This window comes from Devosia sp. YIM 151766, from assembly GCF_030285925.1.
GTDB lineage: Bacteria > Pseudomonadota > Alphaproteobacteria > Rhizobiales > Devosiaceae > Devosia.
Genome location: NZ_CP127251.1, coordinates 220,227 through 240,351, shown reverse-complemented (window position 1 = coordinate 240,351; position 20,125 = coordinate 220,227). Strand labels below are relative to the sequence as shown.

The 20,125-nt window shown below is 62.3% G+C and carries 19 protein-coding genes; 9 read left to right on the top strand and 10 right to left on the bottom strand.

Features of this window, described 5'->3' with window-relative positions:
* Nucleotides 1-95: 95 nt before the first annotated feature.
* A complete protein-coding gene (locus O9Z70_RS01145; protein WP_286020677.1) occupies nucleotides 96-965 on the bottom strand; it encodes a helix-turn-helix domain-containing protein in 870 nt (289 codons plus the stop codon).
* A gap of 51 nt (nucleotides 966-1,016) precedes the next feature.
* Between O9Z70_RS01145 and pobA the strand changes: the two genes are divergently transcribed.
* Nucleotides 1,017-2,174, top strand: coding sequence for a 4-hydroxybenzoate 3-monooxygenase (pobA, locus tag O9Z70_RS01140; protein WP_286020676.1), 1,158 nt, complete (start codon nucleotides 1,017-1,019; stop codon nucleotides 2,172-2,174).
* A 71-nt stretch (nucleotides 2,175-2,245) separates the two neighbouring features.
* On the opposite strand, the gene O9Z70_RS01135 is transcribed toward pobA, so the two are convergent.
* The 7 genes from O9Z70_RS01135 to O9Z70_RS01105 all read right to left on the bottom strand — a co-directional run bounded on the left by O9Z70_RS01135 (nucleotide 2,246) and on the right by O9Z70_RS01105 (nucleotide 9,272).
* On the bottom strand, nucleotides 2,246-3,730 hold the full coding sequence (locus tag O9Z70_RS01135; protein ID WP_286020675.1) for a tripartite tricarboxylate transporter permease: 1,485 nt from the start codon (nucleotides 3,728-3,730) through the stop codon (nucleotides 2,246-2,248).
* Nucleotides 3,731-3,733: 3 nt separating this feature from the next.
* Nucleotides 3,734-4,234, bottom strand: coding sequence for a tripartite tricarboxylate transporter TctB family protein (locus tag O9Z70_RS01130; protein ID WP_286020674.1), 501 nt, complete (start codon nucleotides 4,232-4,234; stop codon nucleotides 3,734-3,736).
* 30 nt (nucleotides 4,235-4,264) lie between these two features.
* Entirely contained in the window at nucleotides 4,265-5,233 is a 969-nt protein-coding gene (locus O9Z70_RS01125; RefSeq protein WP_286020673.1) for a Bug family tripartite tricarboxylate transporter substrate binding protein, read from the bottom strand.
* Between the two features lie 253 nt (nucleotides 5,234-5,486).
* On the bottom strand, nucleotides 5,487-6,329 hold the full coding sequence (locus tag O9Z70_RS01120; protein WP_286020672.1) for an IclR family transcriptional regulator domain-containing protein: 843 nt from the start codon (nucleotides 6,327-6,329) through the stop codon (nucleotides 5,487-5,489).
* Nucleotides 6,330-6,396: 67 nt separating this feature from the next.
* Nucleotides 6,397-7,251 (bottom strand): isocitrate lyase/PEP mutase family protein, encoded by an 855-nt coding sequence (locus O9Z70_RS01115; protein WP_286020671.1) that lies wholly within the window; start codon nucleotides 7,249-7,251, stop codon nucleotides 6,397-6,399.
* A gap of 26 nt (nucleotides 7,252-7,277) precedes the next feature.
* Entirely contained in the window at nucleotides 7,278-8,444 is a 1,167-nt protein-coding gene (locus O9Z70_RS01110; protein ID WP_502870149.1) for a PrpF domain-containing protein, read from the bottom strand.
* Nucleotides 8,445-8,582: 138 nt separating this feature from the next.
* Entirely contained in the window at nucleotides 8,583-9,272 is a 690-nt protein-coding gene (locus tag O9Z70_RS01105) for a GntR family transcriptional regulator (protein ID WP_286020669.1), read from the bottom strand.
* A 331-nt stretch (nucleotides 9,273-9,603) separates the two neighbouring features.
* Here O9Z70_RS01105 and O9Z70_RS01100 point away from each other — a divergent pair, with 331 nt between their 5' ends.
* Genes O9Z70_RS01100 through tcuB form a run of 8 tightly spaced genes read left to right on the top strand, consistent with a single transcriptional unit; the run spans nucleotide 9,604 to nucleotide 18,034 of the window.
* Nucleotides 9,604-10,965: an MmgE/PrpD family protein gene (locus tag O9Z70_RS01100; RefSeq protein WP_286020668.1), complete on the top strand. Its 1,362-nt coding sequence runs from the start codon at nucleotides 9,604-9,606 to the stop codon at nucleotides 10,963-10,965.
* On the top strand, nucleotides 10,962-12,134 hold the full coding sequence (locus tag O9Z70_RS01095; protein ID WP_286020667.1) for a thiolase family protein: 1,173 nt from the start codon (nucleotides 10,962-10,964) through the stop codon (nucleotides 12,132-12,134). The genes O9Z70_RS01100 and O9Z70_RS01095 overlap by 4 nt, the downstream gene beginning before the upstream one ends.
* A 4-nt stretch (nucleotides 12,135-12,138) precedes the next feature.
* Nucleotides 12,139-12,525 carry a Zn-ribbon domain-containing OB-fold protein gene (locus tag O9Z70_RS01090; protein WP_286020666.1) on the top strand — a complete coding sequence of 129 codons (387 nt, stop codon included), beginning with the start codon at nucleotides 12,139-12,141 and terminating at the stop codon, nucleotides 12,523-12,525.
* Nucleotides 12,525-13,202, top strand: coding sequence for a 3-oxoacid CoA-transferase subunit A (locus O9Z70_RS01085; RefSeq protein ID WP_286022050.1), 678 nt, complete (start codon nucleotides 12,525-12,527; stop codon nucleotides 13,200-13,202). The genes O9Z70_RS01090 and O9Z70_RS01085 overlap by 1 nt, the downstream gene beginning before the upstream one ends.
* A gap of 2 nt (nucleotides 13,203-13,204) precedes the next feature.
* Complete coding sequence (locus O9Z70_RS01080) at nucleotides 13,205-13,918, top strand: 3-oxoacid CoA-transferase subunit B (protein WP_286020665.1); 714 nt, start codon at nucleotides 13,205-13,207, stop codon at nucleotides 13,916-13,918.
* Nucleotides 13,915-15,507, top strand: coding sequence for a class I adenylate-forming enzyme family protein (locus tag O9Z70_RS01075; RefSeq protein ID WP_286020664.1), 1,593 nt, complete (start codon nucleotides 13,915-13,917; stop codon nucleotides 15,505-15,507). The genes O9Z70_RS01080 and O9Z70_RS01075 overlap by 4 nt, the downstream gene beginning before the upstream one ends.
* A 15-nt stretch (nucleotides 15,508-15,522) precedes the next feature.
* On the top strand, nucleotides 15,523-16,929 hold the full coding sequence (gene tcuA, locus O9Z70_RS01070; RefSeq protein WP_286020663.1) for an FAD-dependent tricarballylate dehydrogenase TcuA: 1,407 nt from the start codon (nucleotides 15,523-15,525) through the stop codon (nucleotides 16,927-16,929).
* On the top strand, nucleotides 16,919-18,034 hold the full coding sequence (gene tcuB, locus O9Z70_RS01065) for a tricarballylate utilization 4Fe-4S protein TcuB (protein WP_286020662.1): 1,116 nt from the start codon (nucleotides 16,919-16,921) through the stop codon (nucleotides 18,032-18,034). Before tcuA ends, tcuB begins: the two co-directional genes overlap by 11 nt.
* 130 nt (nucleotides 18,035-18,164) lie before the next feature.
* Here the strand turns inward: tcuB and O9Z70_RS01060 are convergent, their stop codons facing one another.
* Nucleotides 18,165-19,154 (bottom strand): fumarylacetoacetate hydrolase family protein, encoded by a 990-nt coding sequence (locus O9Z70_RS01060; RefSeq protein WP_286020661.1) that lies wholly within the window; start codon nucleotides 19,152-19,154, stop codon nucleotides 18,165-18,167.
* Entirely contained in the window at nucleotides 19,151-20,026 is an 876-nt protein-coding gene (locus O9Z70_RS01055) for a DUF6282 family protein (RefSeq protein ID WP_286020660.1), read from the bottom strand. Before O9Z70_RS01055 ends, O9Z70_RS01060 begins: the two co-directional genes overlap by 4 nt.
* Nucleotides 20,027-20,125: the final 99 nt, after the last annotated feature.

Here is a 20,125-nt window from a genome sequence, read left to right as displayed (position 1 = left end):
GGGCTCAGGATGAGATCTACGAGAAAATTGTGCGGTCTTTGCCCGCCCCGAGGCAATCCGACCTGAAAGTACTTCTCTAGTAAGACGGAGGCCCCCTAAGCCCGCCGCATCTTCTGGCGGAACGCTGCCGGCGACAGGCCCAGCATGCGGGTGATGAAACGGGTGAAATAGGCCGGGTCGTCATAGCCCAATTCGGCGCCGATCTGCTTGATCGGCAGGGTGGAGAACAGCAATTGCCGCCGCGCCTCGAGGGCGATGCGGCGTTCGATGACCGCCAGCGCCGAGGCGCCCAGGACCTGCCGGCTGATGCGGTTGAGATGGGCCGGGCTGACCCCGATCTCCCCGGCATAATCGGCGATCCGCCGCGTCTGGCGAAAGCGGCGCTCGACCAATTGCCGGAAGGCGGCAGCATGCAGCCGGGTCCTGTCGGTGCGGCCGTCGCCGGCCACCGCCTGGCTATGCGCCCGATGCAGCGTCAGGAGCAGGAGGGTGAGATGGGCCCGCATGGCCAGCTCGTGCCGCTCTCCGGGATTGTCGGCCTCGTCGATCAGCCGCTCCATGGCCTGCATCACCGCAAAGGCGCCGGTGCGCAGGATCGCGGCATGCTCGAAACCGAGATCGAGCGCCCGCACATCGCGCTCGAACAGGGTCAGCACCAATCCATCGACATCGGGCGAGAACACATAGCCATGCACGACCAGGGCCGGCACCACCACTATTTCCCCCGCTACCAGCCGGATAGCGGCGCCATCCAGAACCACCCGCGCCGTTCCCGCCGTCAGCGACAGCACCTGAAACAGATGGTCATGCCGATGCGGCGCGATGCGGAAATCGTGCCCCTGGCTGCGCGCCGGAATGGTCTCCCAATGCAGCCAGTCCTGCTTGCTCTCCTGCTCGCCGTAAAGCGCATAGGTGGGGATCAGCTCCATGTTCGGATAGTGCAAGCGATTGCATGGCCTGTCCATTCACCAAATCCGCTCCGATGCGCATGCTGAGGTTAACAATGGGGGAACCAATTGCGCACCAATGTTGTGATAGTGGGGGCCGGGCCGGCGGGGCTCATGCTGGGCCGATTGCTCGACCTGGCCGGAATCGACAATCTGATATTGGAGCGCAGAAGCGCCGAATATGTGCTGGGCCGCATCCGCGCCGGGGTGCTGGAACCAGGTTCGGTGGCGCTGATGGAGCGGGCGCGGGTGAGCGGGCGGCTGCGGGCCGAGGGCCTCGTCCATGAGGGCGCGGTGCTGAGTTTTGACGGCGACAGCCACCGCCTCGACTTCACCGCTCTGGTCGGTCGCCAGGTCACCGTCTATGGCCAGACCGAGGTGACCCACGACCTGATGGCGGCCCGCGAGGGCCAGACGATCTACGAAGCCGAAAATGTCGAACTGCATGATTTTGCTGGCAAACCCCAGGTCACCTGGCGCAAAGACGGCGTCGTCCATCGCATGGATTGCGACTATATCGCCGGCTGCGACGGCTATCATGGCGTCAGCCGGGCCAGCGTCCCGGCGGCGGTGCTCGCCATTTTCGAGCGCATCTATCCCTTTGGCTGGCTCGGCCTCCTGGTCGACCGGCCGCCGGTGGCCGAGGAGCTGATCTATGCCCATCATGCGCGTGGCTTCGCGCTTTGCTCGCAGCGCTCGCTCAGCCGCAGCCGCTATTACGTGCAGGTGCCGGCCAGCGAAAAAGTGGAGGCCTGGAGCGATGACCGCTTCTGGGACGAATTGCGCCGCCGCCTGCCGCAGGCGGCGGCGGAAGCCCTGAGAACCGGGCCTTCGCTGGAGAAATCCATCGCGCCGCTCCGCAGTTTCGTCGCCGAGCCGCTGCGCTTCGGCCGGCTGTTCCTCGCCGGTGACGCCGCCCATATCGTGCCGCCCACCGGCGCCAAGGGCCTCAACCTGGCGATGAGCGACGTGGCCATGCTCGCCGATGCGCTGATCGAGTTCTACGCCGAAAAATCGGCGGCCGGGCTGGAGCATTATTCGGCGCGGGCCCTGGCCCGCATCTGGAAGGCCGAGCGGTTCAGCTGGTGGATGACCAGCCTGATGCACGTCTTCCCCGAAACCGGCGCCTTCGGCCGCCGCATCCAGCGGGCCGAATTCGACTATCTCACCAGCTCGACCGCCGCGCAGCAGAGCCTGGCCGAAAATTATACCGGCCTGCCCGATTAAACAATTCGCCTAGCCTGCGCCTCCATTTCCAGTTCGAGCGTTGGTCCGCCGCCGCGCCCGGTCCGGGCGTCTCACCGGGGCCGGCGGAAGAAACCCACCACGGACAGAACGACCATCAGAAGCGAAACCAGCAGGAAGGCCAGACTGAGGGGGGATTCGATGAATACGGCCATGTCGCCACGCGACAGAAGCAAGGCACGCCGCAGGTTTTCCTCCAGAATGGGGCCCAGGATGAACCCGATGAGCAGCGGGGCGAGAGGGAAGCCGGCAGCCCGCATGAAGTAGCCAACGACGCCCAATGCCATGGTCAGAACCACGTCGAAGGCGCTGTTTCGCACCGAGAAGACCCCGAGGCAGATCAGGCATATGATTGTGGGATAGAGCAGCTTGAACGGCACCGAAAGCAGCCGCACCCACAGCCCGATCATCGGAATGTTGAGAACCAGCAGCATCAGATTGCCGATGGCGAAGCTCGCAACCAGGCCCCAGAACAACTCGGGCTGGTCGCGCATCAGGCCCGGTCCCGGCGTGATGCCGTGGATCATCAGGGCGCCGAGCATGATGGCCATAGTAGCGGTGCCCGGAATGCCCAGGGTCAGCGTGGGAATGAAGGCCGTTTGGGCGGCGGCGTTGTTGGAGGCTTCGGGACCGGCAATGCCCTCCAATGCGCCGCGTCCGAACCTCGACTTGTCCTTTGCCACCCTTTTTTCCATGGCGTAGCTGATGAAGCTGGCAATGGTGGGTCCGGTGCCGGGCAATGTGCCCATGAGCATCCCGATACCGCTTCCTCTGATGACGGGACCGAAAAACGCCGACAGATCCGATCTGTTGGGCAACATGGATCGGAACGTGATCTTGCCGATAGTGCCGCTTTCATTGCTCGTGCGGATTGAGTTTATCACTTCCGAAACACCGAAAATGCCCATGGCAAGCGCCACAAGTGAGATACCGTCGATGAGCGGGGGATAGTTGAAGCTGAAGCGATATGTGCCGGTATTGACGTCGATGCCGACCGTTCCGAGCATGAGGCCCAGCGCCACCATAGTGAGGCCTTTGGCCGGACGGGCCTGGCTGACGGCGGCCGAGGCGATCAGGCCGAACAGGATGACAGCCACATATTCGGCCGGCCCGAAGGCTCTCGAGATGGAGACGATGATCGGCGCGACGATGATGAGCGCCAGAATGCCCGCCGTGCCGCCCATAAATGACGTGATCGCCGTCGTGAACAGGGCGACGCCGCCCCGACCCTGTTGGGTGAGAGGATAGCCGTCCAGGCAGGTGATGGCATTGGACGGCGTTCCGGGAATATTAAGCAATATGGATGCGGTCGAGCCTCCATATTCGGCGCCATAATAGACGCCGGCCAGCATGATGAACGAGGTCGTGGGATCAAGCGCATAAGTGACAGGCAGAAGCACGGCGATCGTCGCCGTGGCTCCGATACCCGGCAGAACGCCGACAAATGTGCCCAAGAACACGCCGATAAAGCAATATAGAAGGTTTTCGGGCCGCAAAGCCACCTCGAACCCATAGAATAGACTGGCGACAATTTCCATGATCTAGAACCATCCAATTAGCGGTACAGGCGCGCGGAACACCAGCACGTTGAGGACCGTGACGGCTGCGGTGATGGCGGCACAGATAACCAGTTTTGAAAGAAGACTCCCCTCTCCCCTGGCCAGCGAAGCCGCCAATGCCGCTACAAAAACGGCCGGAACGAAGCCGAAAACCTCGATAATCGCGGCAAAGGCCGCAAGCCCCGCGGCAAGCTTTACCGCCGATGAGAGATCGAGCGAAATGAGCCGGACCGCATCGTCATCGGATTGTGCGCTTTTGCGGGCCGTCGCTATGACGACTATTCCCAATCCGATCACGGCGATGGCGATGATGCGGGGAAAATAGGCCGGTCCCATGCGCACCAGTTCGCCGGCGGAATACGAAAAGGAATAGATCAGGAAAAAGACACCGATTCCGATGGTGATGACGCCGCCGGCGATGTCTCCCGTTTTCGAACTGAGCTTCATATCGAACTCCCGTTCCCGAGGCCGGTGCAATGGCATGCCGGCCCCGGGGTTCACAATGTCGCGCTCTCATTCATCCGATATGGAATGCTCTTCCATAAAGGTTTCCCAGAACTGCTGCTGGTTGTCGTTATAGGCGACGTATTCCTCGAGGTTCATGTCGGAGGGTATCGTGCCGCCGGCTTCGAGGACGTCAATGACGTTGGGCTGTGCGGTGGCATACCGTATGGCCTCGTTTATGCGCTCGAGGACGTCGATGGGCGTATCGTTGGGCGCATAGACCCCCGTATAGACCGACAATTCCACGTCATAGCCGAGCTCCTGCAAGGTCGGCACGTCGGGCAGGGCGTCGCTTCGTTCGGCGCCCGTAATGGCAAGCGCACGCACTTCCCCCTCGTCGATGAAGGGCTTGGTCTGGGCGATCGGGTTGAAGACCACCTGCAGGCGGTTAGCCATGAGATCGTTGAGCGCTGGCGCCATCCCGCCATAGGTGATGTGGGTTATTTCCACGCCCAAGGCTGTCCTGACCACTTCGCAGGAGAGGTGCGGGCTCGACCCGATTCCTCCCGAGCCGCAGTTCATCTCGCCGGCATGGTCCAGCGCGTATTGCTGGAACTCGTCGACCGAGGTGACCGGCAAGTCCTTGGGCACGATCATGACGGATGAATAGCTGCCGATCATGGCCACATCGGCCAGATCGTCGAGCGAATATCCGATATTGGGGTTTAGCAGCGCATTGGTCAGGAGCGACGAGCCCCCGATGCCCAAAGTATGGCCATCGGGTGAAGCGTTCGCGACCAGTGCGGCGGCGACCGCTCCGTTGGCCCCGGGCCGGTTCTCGATTACGATGGGCTGGCCGAGAAATTCGGTCAGATGGGGGGCCAGGACCCGCGCAAGGATATCGCTCGATCCCCCGGGCTCGAAACCGACCATCAAGGTCACCGGCCGGGTCGGATAATCCTGCGCCATTGCGGGGATCGCCGTCAGGATCACCAGCGCCGGCACGACCATCAGTTTCGTATGTAACCAACGTTGCATGCTATCTCCTCCTTGGAGTATCGCGGTGTGAGAACCACACCCTGGGCGGCGACTATGAGCCATTGAGCCGGAGCCGCAAGCATCCCGAAGTGTCGTTTCATGGCGCGAAACAAGGAGTAGACCGACACCGAGTCCCAATGCCGGCCGCTGTCGCCGCCATAGGCGTGACAGAGGAAAGGTTCGGATTTATACGCCCCGATCCGGCTCCCGGAATACCGGGCGGCAAGCCGCGGCTTCCCCGTGAGATGGGGGTTTAGAGCAGCCCCAGCGTGCCGATGCGATCCGAGATCCGCGCGGCCACTTCCTGGAGGGCGGGCACGTGTTGGGAGACCGCCATATGGGAGGTCACTGCCGAGGTGAAATAGGTGATCCCCACGCTGGCCACGGCCCGGGTCTGATGCAGCACGGGAACGGCGATTGTCGACGTTCCGCGCGGCTCGATCGAGCGATCGCGTTCGGCATAACCATTGGAGCGGATATGTGAGATCATCTTGAGGATGCTCTCGCGCTCGATATACCGACTATTGATCCCGTCATCCTGCTTCATCAGTTCGCTGACCAGGGCTTCACGCTGTTCTTCCGAGCAGAAGGCCAGATATGCGCGACCCAGGGCGTGCGAGGTGAGGCTCAGATGGCTTTGCCGGGAGGAATAATGCAAAGCCATTTTCGAATGCCGCCGCGTCGTGGCGCACACGAAAACCCGGCAGCCATCGAGCGTTGCCACTGCGGCGGGCCATTTGATGCTTTTGGTCAATCGCCAGAGCGCGGGGCGGCTGGCTTCGGCGATGATTTCGGAGCGTTCCGCGCCGATGCTCAGGCTACGGACCGATTGCGTGACGAAATAGGTCTTGCTCGCCGTCTCCTTCTGAACGAAGCCGAGGGCGACCAGCGTGTCGATCAACCGAACGACCGTCGGTTTCGGCAGCTTGGTTTGCAAGGCCAGCTCACCGACGCGCAGCGGACCGCTGGAATTGACGACCTGTAGGACACGCAAGGCCCGACCGACTGATGTTACGGGTGCAAACGAACTCAATTTTTCCTCCCCCTGGGCGATTTCATGTCCTCGCCCGCAGACCGCGATCACGATCGCGATCACAAAAATTCTCCAGTTTCTGTTCTTCTATGTTTCCGCCCTGCAGAAGCGGTTCTATTTTCTGTCGAGTCTAATCCCTGCCCGCACCGGCGACCAAAGCATAGCGTTTCTCCAGAGAATCCCAATGCGGCTTTCGGACCGTTCTTTGCCGCTCATCAAAACTCGACAGGCGATCCGCGACCGGATCGAGGCTCCCGTGGTCGCGCAGCGCCCAAAGGGTTTCGTAGGTCGCGTGAAGCGCCGCCTGCAAAGTCGCGTTGGCATAGAGTACCAGCGAGAATCCCATTTCAGCCAGATGATCGCGGCCCGGATCGGGTGTCCTGCCGCCAAAAACGATATTGGCGACCTGCGGCTTGGCGAGTCGTCGTGTGATTTCGGCCATCTCCCGGGCATCCACCGGCGCTTCGACAAAGGTCAGGTCCGCCCCGGCTTCTCCATAGGCCCAGGCCCGTTCGATCGCCGCATCGAGCCCCAGTACCGCCCTGGCGTCGGTGCGGGCGATGACGAGCAAGTTGTCGTCCTGCCGCGCATCGGTTGCCGCCTTGATCTTACCGAGCATTTCATCGACGGGCACGACGTCCTTGCCGTCAAAATGGCCGCATCGCTTGGGAAAGATCTGGTCCTCGACCTGCAGCGCCGATGCGCCGGCCCGTTCCAGTTTCCGCACCGTTTGGTACATGTTCAGCGCATTGCCGAATCCGGTATCGGCATCGACGATGAGCGGCAGGTCGACAACGTCGGCGATGGAGGATACCGCGTAAACCAGGTCGCTCAGCGAGGTCAATCCGATATCGGGCTGGCCCAGATGCATGTTGGCGATGCCGGCGCCCGTTACATAGATGACCTCAAAACCCGATTCCTCGATCGCCCTGGCAAACAGGGCATTGGCGGCGCCCGGCGCCGTCACGGCGGCGCGGCGGTCCACGATTTGTTTTAGTTTCCTGTTTCGAGTCATTGTTCCCGCCCGCTGGTTGTTTCGTGTCGTTGCGCCGATCTCCAGGCCGGCAAATAGACCGTGCCATCCATGATGCGCCGGGCCGTCCGCCCCAGCGTCGCCCGTCTTACCTCCGCGCCGCCATGTCCATGCGCGACGATCGACGTGGTCTCGATCACGCCGGCGGGATGGCCGATCCTCAGGACCGTCCCGCTTTTCGGCCGTGCCGCCTCATGGACGATCGTTCCCGCAATGCGGCTCGCGACGCCGGTGCAGACCGTACTGGTGCCGGCATAGGTCTTGTGGGTCTGCTGCATGAACTGCAATCGCGCGACCACGTCCACATCCGCTTGTGCGATCGTCTGGCCCGAGCCGTGGACCCGATAGCCCGCTGGCGCAGCAATGAGCGCCAGGATCGGGGTTGCAGGGCTTTGGGTTCGCGCGGCCGCCGCCGGGCCCGCGATCATGTTCATGCGCATGGCCGCAGCGCCGCGTATCGCCTCCAGCCGATGGCGCAACGGCTCGTCGGCGTCGATCTGGGCGGCGGTTTCGGTGCCGGTGAGCCCGACATCGGCGGCGCGAATGAATACATGGGCATTGCCGATATCGAGAAGCGTCGCCTGAACGGGCCCGATGCCATCGACCGCAAGCGTATCCATGACCTGCCCGGTGGGCATCAACGCGCCCGTCGTGGCTCCAGCGGTCGTGGCGAAATCGATAACGATCTCCGACCCGGTGCCTGGCACGCCCGGCACCGCGAATGTGCCGCGTTCGCGTGGTGCGCCGTCTTCCACCTGCACATCGATATGCAGGATGCGATTGAGATTGGTATTGAACACGCGAACGGTTGTAACGGGCTCCACCGCGCCCACCATGCCCGTTTCGATGGCATATAGGCCAACCGCCGCCGATATATTGCCGCATAGACTGTGCCAGTCCACGCGCGGTTCGGCGATCCCGACCTGCCCGAAAGTGTAGACGACATCCGCCTGGGCAGCCATTTCCGGGTCGGGCCGGTCGATGATCGCCAGCTTGCTCGTCAAGGGATCGGCGCCGCCCAGCCCGTCGATCTGGCGTGGATCGGGCGAGCCGAACACTTCGAGAATAATTTGCTCGCGTTCGGCCGAATTCGCGGGGAGATGCCGCCCGTCGAGAAAGACCGCCCGACTGGTTCCTCCGCGCATAATCGTAGCTGGTATTCTCGTCGGCACGGCCGCTGCACTCCCAAGACGACATTGTGCAATTGTTGACAGAACGCCCGACTAAATGTCAACAAAGATTCGTCGCCCTGGAATTTCCGCTCGATCATCGCCTCGCTGGCTTCAGACAGGCTTCAGGCGTGGCGGGACTGGCGCCGTCGCTTGATTGGCCACCGCCTCTCTGGCGCGGGCGAGGTGCCGCCTTATTTCTTTTTCGGCGAGTGCGGGGTCACGCTTCCGCATGGCGTCGAGAATCCGCCTGTGTTCGTTGAGAGCCTCGACGGCCCTGCCCGTGCGCTTACTCGAATGGAACCTGTATACCCGCAGGAGGTGATACATATCCTCGCACAACATCTGCGTCAGAAGGCGGTTCCCGCAGGCCTGAATGATCCTGAAATGGAAATCATAGTCGCCAGGCCGCTGAAAATAGCCCGCCTCGGGAATGGCGGTTACGTCGGCGGAATGTCCATCGAGAAGCGCATCGAGTTCATCAAGCGCCTCGTCGCTGATCCGCTCGGTTGCCAGCCGACACGCCATCCCCTCGAGCGCCTCGCGGACAGTGAGAAGCTCAACCAGATCCTCGAGTGTGCGCTGCGCAACGCGAACGCCGCTACGGGCGACGCGTTCCACCAGGCGCTTGCCTTCGAGCCTCCGAATCGCCTCGCGCACCGGCCCCCGGCTGATGCCGAACGCCTTGGAGAGGCTGACCTCGTCGAGTCGCTCGCCGGGTGCGTAGACTCCTTTGATAATCGATTCCTCGAGCCATTCAAACGCCCTGTCCGCAAGCGTGCCGATTTCTGTCGCCGGCTTCATATATCCACCCCCAAACCCAAATTAGTGCCATTCATGATTACAAAAACAGGGCAAAATTGTCGACAGCAAACCGACCATCGGAGATCGGCTTAGCGCAATCCCGTTTCTCAACGTGAAACGGGGCGATTTCGAGATCGGCAGCCGCTGAGGTCCGTGCCAGTGTGGTCCCACCTGCAAGGACTAAGAGAGCGGCGCCGGCCAATTCAGGCGCCGCTTTTCGGTTCGGGATTGCAGCCAAACCGGCAATGAGGATTTCGAAGAAGCGCAGAGGCGTTCTTTGCAGAAGCGGCCCTCTACGAGGTTCCTTGCCAGTTCGAAAGGATCTGCTTCCATGCTCCCTACCGTCGCCGAACAGCTTGGCAGGCACTTCAGCGGACTCGATTACGACGCGATCCCGGCGGCTGAAATCGAAAAGGCGAAGCGCCTCGTTCTCGATTATTTTGGCGTTGCCATTGCCGGCAGCCAGACGACGAGCGGCGCGATCGCCCGGAAGTTCGCTTCGGAATGCGCGGGCCGTCCGGTCGCCACCCTCATTGGCAGCAGCGACCGGAGCTCGGCCCCCGACGCTGCATTCGCCAATGCCATCTGTTCGCACAGCATCGAACTCGACGATGTCGATGCCCTGGCTCTCTTCCATTTCGGCCCGCCGGTGGTTTCCGCGGCGCTGGCTGCGGCCGAGCGCAATCAAGCCAGCGGCCGCGATTTTATAGCGGCGATCGTTTGCGGCTGCGAAATCCTGGCCCGCGTCAGCGCCGCATGCAATTTTTCGCTTCGCAATCGCGGGTTTCACACCACTCCGGTCTGTGGCGTCTTCGGCGCGAGCGTGGCGGCGGGCAAGCTGGCCGACTTGCCGCCGGACTTCATGATCTCCGCGCTGGGATTAGCGGGTGCTCAGGCATCGGGCCTGATGGAGATGTACGGCCCATCCATGCAGAAGCGCTTCAATCCTGGCCCCGCCGCACGAGCGGGCCTGACCGCAGCCATGATGGCGGAATTCGGCTTTACGGGAGCTGCGACGATCTTTGAGGGCCAGCGCGGCTTCTGCCGGGCCTATAGCGATCATTACGATCTTTCCGTCCTGACCGATGAGCTGGGCGATGACTACCACCTGGATATCGAATTCAAGCCTTACTCGTGCGCGCGCCCCATCCACAACGCCATCGATTGCGCCATTGGCGTTCGAGAGCGGCTTGGTAAGGCCACGCAAACGATCCGCGGCATGACCATGCGGCGGCATCCCGACTGGGCGAACTATCATCTCAACCCGGCCCCCACCTCCTATCACGAGGCGCAAATGAGCCTTCCCTATTCGGTCGCCATCGCCCTGATCGACGGCACCGCTCTTCCCCGCCAGTACGAAACCGACAGGCTGAACCATAGCGAGGTTCTCCGGCTCGCCGGCATGCTGGTCGTTGAGCCCGATGCGGGGCTCCCGCGTGGGACATCTTGCCACCTGAGCGTGGAGACGCAGGACGGCGCCGTAATCGAGACGCAGGTCGATTATCCGTTGGGCTCCGGGGAGCGGCCGATGTCGGACACGGCTCTGGAGGAAAAATTTCACATGCTTGCCGATCCTGTCACCGGATCCGGCAATGCCGATCGGATCGTTGAGGCAATACGAGAAATCGAGACGTTCGACATATCCGGCCTCATGGCTCTCACCGCCAATCAAGAGGCGGTCCGGATCCAATGAGCAGGACAAGCGGCAGCGCCTATATCGTGGGCGCATTCGAGCATCCCGCCCGCCTGCTTCCCGACAGGACGGTGCCGGAAATCCACGCGGAAGTCGCGCTTGGCGCTCTGCGCGACGCGGGCCTGGATGCCTCCGATATCGACGGATTTTTCTGCGCCGGGGACGCGCCGGGACTGGGACCGATCTCGATGGTCGAATATCTCAATCTCCAGCCGCGCTATGTCGATTCGACCGATCTCGGCGGCTGCTCCTATGTGGCTCATGTCGCCCGCGCCGCCTCAGCCATCGCCGCCGGCGAGTGCAGCGTCGCGCTGATCACCCTGGCTGGCCGGCCCCGCAGCGAGGGAAAGAGCGTGGGCACCGCAACGCGAGTGCACAATCCCTTGCAGCCCGATCTCGCATGGGAAATTCCCTATCGGCCGGCGCTGGTGGCGGGCTATGCCATGGCCGCCCATCGCCATATGCACGAATTCGGCACGACCGATGTGCAGCTGGCCTGGGTTAAAGCGGCGTTTTCGCGGCACGCCCAACACAACCCCCATGCCATGCTGCCCGCACCGGTCTCGGTCGATGATGTGCTCAATTCGCCGATGATCGCTGATCCCCTGCACCGGCTCGACTGCTGCGTGGTGACTGATGGAGGCGGTGCATTGATCGTCGCCCGACCGGAAATCGCGGCGAGGCTCAATAGACCCAAAGTGCGGGTGCTAGCCGGCGCGCACGCCATCAAACATCAGAATGCCGGGGCCGTCGATCTGACGACAACCGCCGCCGCCCAGTCGGCGCCGCGCGCATTCGCGCAGGCAGGCGTTGAGCCGGGCGATATCAAATACGCATCCCTTTACGACAGTTTCACCATCACCGTTCTGCTTCAGCTCGAGGATCTGGGCTTTTGCCGCCGGGGCGAGGGCGGACGCTTTGCCGCCGATGGCGGTTTGATCTCGGGGACGGGACGATTGGCGGTCAACACCGATGGCGGGGGGCTGTGCAACAATCACCCCGGCAATCGCGGCGGCATGACCAAGGTCATCGAGGCGGTCAGGCAATTGCGGGGCGAGGCGCATCCTGCCGTTCAGGTCCGAAACTGCGATCTGGCGCTTGCCCAGGGTATCGGCGGCAATATCGGCACACGGCACGGCGCGGCGACGTTGATTCTGGAACGGGAATAGCGCGATGACCGATGACGACAAAAAAAAGGCCTTTGGCACGGCGGAAGATTATTTCAGCGATGCCGCCGCCACGCTTACGCTCAAGATACCGAGATGTCGCGCCTGCGGCAAAGCGCATTGGTATCCGCGCCGCCTCTGCCCGTTCTGCCTGTCGGACGATGTCGAAATGCGCCCGGTCGCTGAGGGGGCCACCATTTATTCCTATACAATCATGCGGCGGACGGCGGAGCCTTACGCGGTGGCCTATGTGCAATTGCGCGAAGGCCCGATCATGCTGACCAACATCATCGACACCGATTTCGTGGACCTGGCGATCGGCTTGCCGGTGGTTCCGGCATTCCTGGAATCCGGCGACGCACTCGTTCCCGCCTTCCGGGTGGCAAAGCCATGATCGACAAATTCGTGAATCTTTCCGAGGCTTTCCAGGGCATCGAGGACGGCAGTGTCGTCCTTGTCGGCGGGTTCGGTGCCGCCGGTCAGCCGGTGCAATTGATCGATGGCCTGATCGAATATGGTGCCGGCGACCTGACGATCGTCGCCAACAATGCCGGGGTCGGTCATACAGGCTTGGCCCGGCTTCTGGAGCTTGGCCGGGTGCGCAAGATTATCTGTTCGTTTCCCAGAAGTTCGAACCCGGTGGTTTTTGAAACGCTCTACCGGGCCGGAAAAATCGAACTCGAGATTGCCGCCCAGGGCACTATTGCGGAACGGATACGGGCCGCCGGTGCCGGCATCCCGGCCTTTTATACACCAACGGGCGCCGGCACGCTGATGGCCGATGGCAAACAGACGGCCATGTTCGGCGGCCGCGAATGCATCCTCGAAACCGCGCTTTACGCCGATCTGGCGCTTATTGAGGCCTGGACCGCCGACCGGTGGGGCAATCTCACCTATCGGCGTGCCGGCCGGAACTTCAATCCCATCATGGCGATGGCCGCAAAGTGCACGATCGCGCAGACCCAGCATCGCGTGGATTTGGGCGGGATCGATCCCGAAGCGGTGGTCACGCCCGGCGTGTTCGTCGATCGGGTGGTGCACATTCCTTATGGCGACCCACCGGAGTTCTAGAGATGGGCCACACAATTGCTGACACGATCAAACCGCGCAGCCGCAATGAAATCGCGCGCCGCGTCGCCCGCGACATCGGCGAGGGATGGTGCGTCAATCTGGGCATCGGCATTCCCACCCTGGTCGCCAACCACGTGCCGGGCTCGCGGGAGGTGATCTTTCACTCCGAGAACGGAATCCTGGGAATGGGGCCGGCCCCGGCGCCCGCCGCGCGCGACACCTGGCTGGTCAATGCCGGCAAGCAATATGTGACGCTGCTCGAGGGCGGTAGCTACATTCACCATGCGGACAGTTTCGCCATCGCGCGCGGCGGGCGGCTCGATCTTTGCGTTCTGGGCGCCTACCAGGTCGCCTGCAATGGCGATCTGGCCAATTGGACGATGGGCGGGGATGCCGCTCCCGCAGTCGGCGGGGCCATGGATCTGGCCGTCGGCGCCCGCCGCGTCTGGACGCTCATGTCCCTGCTGACAAAATCAGGAGAAAGCAAACTGAAGCGCGCATGCACTTTTCCGCTCACCGCGCGGCAATGTGTAAGCCGAATCTATGCCGACTACGCGGTCATCGACGTCACCGAAGACGGCTTCGTCGCCACGGAATTGGTGCCGGGCCTCTCGCTTGAGATGCTCCAGGACATCGTCGAAGCACCCATCAGGCTCGCCCGGCCCGCAGAGGAACGGTTTCAGCCCGGTTCCGAGGAAAAAAGTACGTCATCGTGACTATCTCCCCTGATGTTTCGCGGCCTTATGCCGACCATTGCCACACGCTGGGCGGGCTCTTTGACAGCCGCGCCCAAGCCGATCCGGACCGACCGTTCCTTAGCTTCGACGACCGGCGCTACACGTGGCGGCAGTTCGCAGCCGAGATCGAGCGCGTCGCGGCGGTGTTGCACGGCCGGAACGTGCGCAAGGGCGACCGTGTGGCCATCTGCTCCACCAATAGCGACGCCCATGTGATCTTGCTGCTGGCCCTCGCCAGGATCGGCGCGGCGATGGTGCCGCTCAATCCCGCTTTTGGCGTCGAGGAGATGCGCTACATCCTTGCAGATGCAGACGTTTCCGGCGTCATCGGCTCGCTGGCGGTGCTGCCGATCGTGCGCCGGGCACTTCAATTGGCCGGCATGGATCGCTGGCTGATGCAGATCGATGGAGAGGCCGATGACGCGCCCGGCTTCTTTTCCGCCTCCGCCGCGAGGCCCGCACCGGCCAGCGGCGCAGCTGGCGACACCTGCGTCATTATCTATACTTCAGGCACGACGGGGATGCCCAAAGGCGTGATGCACAGCCAAAAGAACTTCGTGCTGTGCGCCGAGGTGGTGGCGGCGCGGGTGGGCCTGCGGCCGGATGACAAGGTACTGATCATCCTGCCGTTCTTTCATGTAAACGCATTGTTTTATTCGCTCGCTTCGATGCTGGCGGCGGGGGCCAGCGGCACGGTTCTGCCGCGCTTTTCGGCTGGCACGTTCTGGGACAGCGTCGTGCAATCGGAAGCCACGCAGGTCAACCTCATCGAGGCGGTCGGCAACATTCTGCAAAAACGCCCCCGCACGGAGTTCCGGCCCGAACACCGGCTTCGCGTAGTCTATGGCGTACGGCAGGCATTCGTCGAAACCTTCCACAAGACGTTCGGAATTCCCCTGCTCGTCGCCGGCTATGGCCTGACCGAATGTCCCGGCGCGTTGTGCAACCCGCTCGGCGGGCCGGAGAAGCCCGGCAGCATCGGAGTGACCGGCCGCCATCCCGATCCCGCGCAATCCTGGACGCAGGCGCGGGTCGTGGACGAGGCGGGCAACGAGGTGGCCGACGGTGAAGCGGGGGAACTCCTGCTCAAATCTCCCGCTCTCATGCAGGGCTACTTCCGCGATCCGGAGCAGACCGCCGCCGCCTTTCGCGATGGCTGGTTCGCCACCGGCGATCTCGTCCGGCGGGATCGCGATGGCTATTATTTTTTCCTCTCGCGCAAGAAGGACATCATCCGCCGCCGCGGCGAAAACATCTCGGGCGCGGAACTCGACCGCGTCATCGGCGAACACCCGGCCGTCCACGAAGCCGCGGCAATCGCCGTCCCCGCCGAACTGGGCGAGGATGACATTCTGGTGGCGATCGTGCTCAGGCCCGGCCTCACGCTCCGTGCCGAGGACGTCGCGGCTTGGTGTGTCGAACGGCTCGCGGCGATGAAGGTGCCGCGCTTCGTCACTTTCGTGGAGAAGCTTCCCCATACCCCCACGCATAAGATCGCCAAGGCGGTGCTGCGCGCCGATTCATCGCTCCTGGAGCAGGCGACCGATCTTGAACGAAAACGGATGTGAACCGGAGGCAAGAGAATGGCGCAGGCACCGGCTGAATTATCCGCCCCTTTCTGGGACCTCATCGTCGTCGGCGGCGGGAACGCGGCATTATGCGCGGCCATCGAGGCGGCCGAGGCCGGCGCGCGGGTGCTGGTGCTCGAAGGCGCCCCCAAGCCCTATCGTGGAGGAAATTCCCGGCATACGCGCAACTTTCGCTGCATGCATCAGGGTCCGATTTCGGTTCTGACCGGTGCTTATGGGGAAGAAGAATATTTCCACGACCTGATGCTGGTGACCAAGGGCAAGACCGACGAGCATCTGGCCCGCATGGCCATCCGTACGTCCGAATCCTGCCTGCCCTGGATGGAGAAGCACGGCGTGCGTTTCCAGCCCTCGCTCTCGGGAACGCTGTCGCTGTCGCGGACCAACGCGTTTTTTCTCGGCGGGGGCAAGGCGCTGGTCAATGCCTATTACAATACCGCCACCGATCTCGGCATTACTGTCGCCTACGAGGCCAAGGTCTCCCATATCCTTATCGAAGACGATACTTTTCGCGCTCTCCGCGTCACCTTCGGAGGAAAAGAACTGGAGATTTCCGGCAAGGCCGTCGTTCTCGCCTCCGGTGGCTTCCAGGCCGACCTCGAATGGCTGGCCCGCGCCTGGGGACCGGCAGCCAGAAATTTCCTCATTCGCGGCACGCCCTACAATCGGGGCGAAGTGCTCAAAAACATGCTCGATAACGGCGCCCTGAGCGTCGGCGATCCGACCCAATGCCATGCCGTGGCCATTGACGGACGCGCGCCCAAATATGATGGCGGCATCGCCACCCGGCTCGATTGCGTGCCGTTCTCAGTGGTCGTCAACAAGCATGGGCAGCGCTTCTATAATGAAGGCGAGGATGTCTGGCCCAAGCGCTATGCCATTTGGGGACGACTGGTTGCCGCCCAGCCCGACCAGGTCGCCTACGCGCTCATCGACGCCAAGAGCGCCGATCTCTTCATGCCGTCGGTTTTTCCGGCCGTCAAAGCCGATTCCATATCGGAACTCGCGCAAAAGATGGAATTGCCGGTTGAGGCGGTAGAAAGAACCGTGGCCGAATTCAACAGGGCTTGCCGCCCCGGGAATTTCCATCCGACCGAGCTCGACAGCTTGGCCACCGAGGGCCTCGAACCGGCCAAGACCAATTGGGCGCGCCCGCTCGATACGGCCCCCTATTACGGCTATTCGCTGCGCCCCGGCGTCACCTTCACCTATCTCGGCCTCAAGGTCGATGACACCGCCCGCGTCAGCGGCGCCAATGGCCGCTACACCAATGTCTGGGCAGCGGGAGAAATGATGGCCGGATCAATCCTGGGGCAAGGCTATCTCGCCGGCTTCGGCATGACCATCGGAACAGTTTTCGGACGCACAGCCGGCAGGGAGGCCGCCGCTCATGTCAATTGACGCTCTTGCAACCCTCAGCAATCGCACCGCGGTCGATTTCGATACCGACGCCACCATCGATGAGGCGCGACGACAGCTCGAAATCTGCAATGCGTGCCGGTATTGCGAAGGCTATTGCTCGGTCTTTCCGGCAATGACCCTGCACCGCGCCTTTTCGGATGGCGAGATCACCCAATTAGCCAATCTCTGCCACAATTGCCGCGGCTGTTATTACGCCTGCCAATATACCGCCCCGCATGAATTCGATCACAACCTGCCGCGCGCGCTCGCAGAAGTGCGGGTGGAAAGCTGGGAACGTTTCATCTGGCCGAGAGGCGTCGCCACGCTCTTCCAGAAGAGCGGCGTGGCGCTGGCGGGCGCCCTGGCCGCCGGCATCGTCGTCATTCTCGTCATGGCCTATGCATTACGCCCTGAAAGCGGCGAGGGCTTTTACGCCGTCATCTCCCATACCGTCATGGCTACGCTCTTTACGCTTACCTCGTTCCTGCCCCTCGCCATCATCTCGGTCGGCGTCTGGCGCTATTGGCGGCATGTGGGGGGCGATCGGGTCACGCTCAAACATTTGAGCGATGCTCTTGTCGATGCGGGCCGGCTCAAAAATCTGTCGGGCGGGGCGGCCGAAGGCTGCAATTACGAAAAGGAAGACCGCTATACGATGGCTCGCCGCTGGGCGCATCAGGCCGTCATGTGGGGCTTCGTTCTCTGTTTTGCCGCCACGGTTTCCGGAACGGTTCTGCATTATGGCTTTGGCATCGAGGCCCCTTATGGGCCGCTCACGCTGCCCAAGATTTTTGGCATACCCGGCGGCATCCTGATGACCATTGGCGGCATCGGCCTTATCGGCCTGAAGCTTCGCGCGGAAAAATCCTTGGGCGCCCCCGCCGTGTGGGGGGGAGAGATGGCTTTCGTCCTGCTGCTCACCGCCACAGCGGCCACCGGCCTTGCGCTTTATGGAGCGACAGGAACCGCCGGCGTCCGCCCCCTGCTCATCGCCCATCTGGGCGCCGTCTTCGCGCTCTACCTGACGCTGCCCTATACCAAGATGGTCCATGTCCCCTTCCGGTTCGCCGCTCTCGTGAGGGATGCCCAGACGCGGAAGGCGTAATTCGGCCGGCTCGCGAATTTCCAGGCATGGACATCACTGATCGCGCTGGACGACAGAGAACCAAAGTTTAGGGCACGGGCCGTTGAACCGGCCCGTGCCCTATAATTTTACGCCAGCGTGATGCGGTCGGTCAGGCCTCGGCGTTGCGGAAGCTGAAGACCACCTTTTCCCCGCTGGGCTCGATACGCTCGATCGGATTGCGCAATCTGCCGATCCCTTCGATCTCCGAGACCAGGTGGCCGCCGGCAAGATTGGTCTTGGCCATGGTCCAGGGGTCCACATAGGGACACGTGCCCGAAGAGATGATGTCACCGGGGGTCAGGGTATGGGCTTGCGACAGATAGGCGATAACTTCGGCGAACTTGAAGATATAATCATTCGAGTTGCCTTGCTGGATCATGTCGTCGTTGAGAAACGCCTTCATTTCCAGGGACTCGGGATCGAAGTCCGGGCTGGCGAGCCTGATATAGGGCCCCATGGGCGAAAAGGTGTCGAAGTTCTTGTAGCGGCCCGGATAGGTGAGACGCTCGCTGCTGCCGTCTTTTCTGTTGGACTGTATCCACTCGCTCTTCTTGCGCAGTGCGTGTGCGGTAATGTCGTTGTGGACGGTATAGCCAAAGACGTGGTCCATCGCCTGGCTCACCGGAATGTTCTTTCCGCCTTTGCCGATGATGATCGCGAGCTCGACTTCGCAGCCGACATCACCGATGTCGGGGATGATGATGGGGTCGTAGGGCCCAGTGATGGCCGTCTGGATCTTGATGAAATAGAGCGGAACCGGCTGTTCGGGCTTGGTTGCCCGGCGCCAGCCCTCGCCCTGGTTGATGGCCAGTGAGAAAAACTTCGGCGGATTGTGCAGAGGCGCCTTAATCCGGGTCTTTTCAGGGTCGAGCCGATATTTCCGCGCCATTTCCGGATCGGCTGCAACCAGCCGTTCGACGCCGGCAAGGGCTTCCAAGCCCTCCTCGCCCTGCTCGATCAGGTCCAGCATCAGGTTCGGCACGGCGGGCGTTCCGGGGCGTTCCTGGGTGATGAGGGCCGAGACGTTCACCAGTGTCTCGTCATCGAGCACCAGTGCCAGCAATTCCCCGCCATCGTAGTGGCATTGACAAAGTCTCATATCGTTTTCTTCCCTTCTTGCGTAAGTCCGGCGAGGCGCGCCGCATTCGAGCCGATGAGCTTTCTGATGTCGTCTTCGGCATATCCCAGCTCCCGGCACATCCGGATCACCGCCCTGAAGCCATCGATGGGGTGTGGATTTTTCTTCTGGCCCATATCCGAACTCAGGATCGTGCTGTCGATCCCGCCCGCATCGATCACCGCCTTGAGAAAGGACGGCTCGTATTGGCGGGAGGGGCAGTCGATGAACATGCAGATCGAGTGCTCGAGGACGGCGCCGAGGCCGGCAAGTTCCTTGATGTCCGCGAGGTCGGCGCCGATCACATAGGTCGGATGGGCCACCACGAGGCGCTGCACCCCCCTGCTCTTGGCTTCCTCGAAGAGCGGCCAGATTTCGGAAATATGGAGATGGCCGGCGGAGAGCACGGCATCCGCGCGTGCGATCAGATCGAGCACCTGCTTCACGTCGTCCCGGATCCGGCCGCGGCTGTCCAGCACATCGAGCCCTTCCGGCGGCAGCATTGGGGTTGCCGTCTGCAAGCGCTTTTTGCGGTGACTCTGGCGGATATGGTTGGCCGCCGAGGCAGTGGGCATCCACACGACCCGGGCGCCGAGCTTCAAGGCAATGTCCAGGGCATAAGGATTGAACCCGCCGGCGGCGTTGTTGAGAACGATACTTCCCAGCAGCGCCACGTCATCTTGGGGAAACTCGGCCTGGATCAACTTAACGGCCGGGGCGGTCGTATAATAATGATCCTTGAAGCACAGCGCCCGCATCCCGACTTCCCGGGCGGCGCGCATCATGTCGATATGACTGACGCCCCGCTCCATGACCGACGGTCCGCTATGGCAGTGCAGGTCGACGGCGCCCACCAGCAAGCTTTCGACATCAGTTTGGCTGACACCGACATTTTGGTCGGGTTCCATGAGCTTCTCCGTAGTTCGATTGACGAATGGCACTTGATGCGGTGT